This is a genomic window from Streptomyces sp. NPDC031274 (genome assembly GCF_055570235.1).
Window position 1 is genome coordinate 1 of record NZ_JBVIHP010000145.1, and the last position, 1,808, is coordinate 1,808.

Annotated in this window: 2 protein-coding genes; both read left to right on the forward strand. The window is 68.9% G+C overall.

What is annotated here, in order from left to right; genetic code table 11:
• Nucleotides 1-1,211 (forward strand): acyl-CoA dehydrogenase family protein (locus ACZ5CR_RS44360; protein ID WP_468869101.1); only part of this gene is annotated, 1,211 nt, incomplete at its 5' end.
• On the forward strand, nucleotides 1,208-1,744 hold the full coding sequence (locus ACZ5CR_RS44365; protein ID WP_468869103.1) for a DoxX family protein: 537 nt from the start codon (nucleotides 1,208-1,210) through the stop codon (nucleotides 1,742-1,744). The genes ACZ5CR_RS44360 and ACZ5CR_RS44365, both read left to right, overlap by 4 nt.
• Nucleotides 1,745-1,808 lie beyond the last annotated feature (64 nt).

Consider the following 1,808-nt stretch of genomic DNA (forward strand, 5'->3'; position numbering starts at 1 on the left):
AACACGACGCGCATCTGTACTGGCGCCGAGGCATGAGCCTGGCTGCCCTACTCGGCCCCCTTCACGACTGGGAGGAGAGCGTGGGACAGCTCGCCCGGGTCACCGAGCGCACCAGGACGATCGACCTGTCCCACGAAGAGTCCGGTCTGCGGGCCCGGGTCGCGGAGACGCTCCGCGCGGTGGCCGCCGCCCCGGAGGAGAAGCGGCGCAGGATGCTGGCGGAGACCCGTCTGGTCTGCCCGCACTACCCCGAGCCGTACGGAACGGCGGCGGCTCCGACCACCCAGGTCGTGATCTCCCAGGAGTTCGAACGGGCGGGCCTCGCTCAGCCGTCGACGGGCATCGGCGAGTGGGGTCTGCCCACGGTCATCGCCCACGGAACAGCGGCACAGCAGGAGCGGTTCGTGATGCCCACGCTCCGCGGCGAGATCGCGTGGTGCCAGCTGTTCAGCGAGCCCGAGGCCGGCTCGGACCTCGCCTCGCTGAGGTCCCGGGCTCAGAGGACGGACGGGGGCTGGCTGCTCGACGGCCAGAAGGTGTGGACGTCCATGGCCCGCGAGGCCGACTGGGGCATCTGCCTGGCCAGGACCGATCCCGACGCACCCAAGCACAAAGGCCTGAGCTACTTCCTCGTGGATATGCGCTCCCCCGGCCTGGAGGTCCGGCCGCTGCGCGAGGCCAACGGGGGCTACCTTTTCAACGAGGTGTTCTTCAACAGCGTGTTCATTCCGGACGACTGCCTGGTCGGGCAGCCCGGTGACGGCTGGCAACTGGCCCGCACCACCTTGGGCAACGAGCGGGTCGGCATAGGCAGCGGCATGTCCAGTGTGCGAGAGCGGCCTGCCCGTACCGCCGAGGCACTCGGCGCCGATGGGCCCAAGGTGGTGCGCGACATCGGGGCACTGACCGCCAAGATCAACTCTTTCGAGGCGCTCGGGCAGCGAATCTTGCTCAAGCACCTGTCGGGCCTGCAGCCGGGTGCCGAGTCGAGCGTGCTCAAGGCCGCTTCCTCCTGGAACGCCGCCGAGGTTCGCCGTACGGCACTGGGGTGGATGGACGCTCGCGCGAGCGTCCTGACCGGGCAGGACGACGACGCCGCCCAGGCGTTGCTCTCGGTGCCGCCGTTGCTGATCGGCGGAGGGACCAGCGAGATCCAACTGAACGTGATCGCCGAACAGGTCCTGCGCCTGCCGCGGGAACAGGTCCGATGACAGCTTCCGGCGACAACGCCACCGACCTGGCTCTGATCGTCTTCCGGCTCACGCTGGCAGTCGTCTTCGTCATGCACGCCTGGAACCATGTGTTCGGCGGCGGGCGCATCCCCGGAACGGCCAGGTGGTTCGAGTCTCTCGGCATGCGACCTGGCGTACTGCACGCCTGGATGGCCAGCCTGGCCGAGTTCGGCGCCGGGATCCTCATCGCTCTCGGACTCCTCACCCCGCTCGGAGCAGCTGCGGCCGTCGGGGTTATGGGGGTGGCGCTGGTCACCAACCACCTGAAGAACGGGTTCTTCATCTTCCGCCCCGGCGAGTGCTACGAGTACGTGCTGGTACTCGCTGTCAGCGCCGTGGCGCTCGCCGGGACTGGACCGGGTCGCTGGTCGCTCGACGAGCTGATCGGCGTGACCATCGGCGCCTGGGAGCGACTGACCATCGCGGCTGGCTTGGGCGTCATAGGGGCGGCGACGCAACTCGCCGTGTTCTGGCGCCCGCGTACACGGCCCACGTCGACAGCAGGCGACTGATCGCTACTGCGGGAGGAACGATGTCAGCCCAGGGCCGGCGGCTAGACTCGCATTCTAGGTTCAG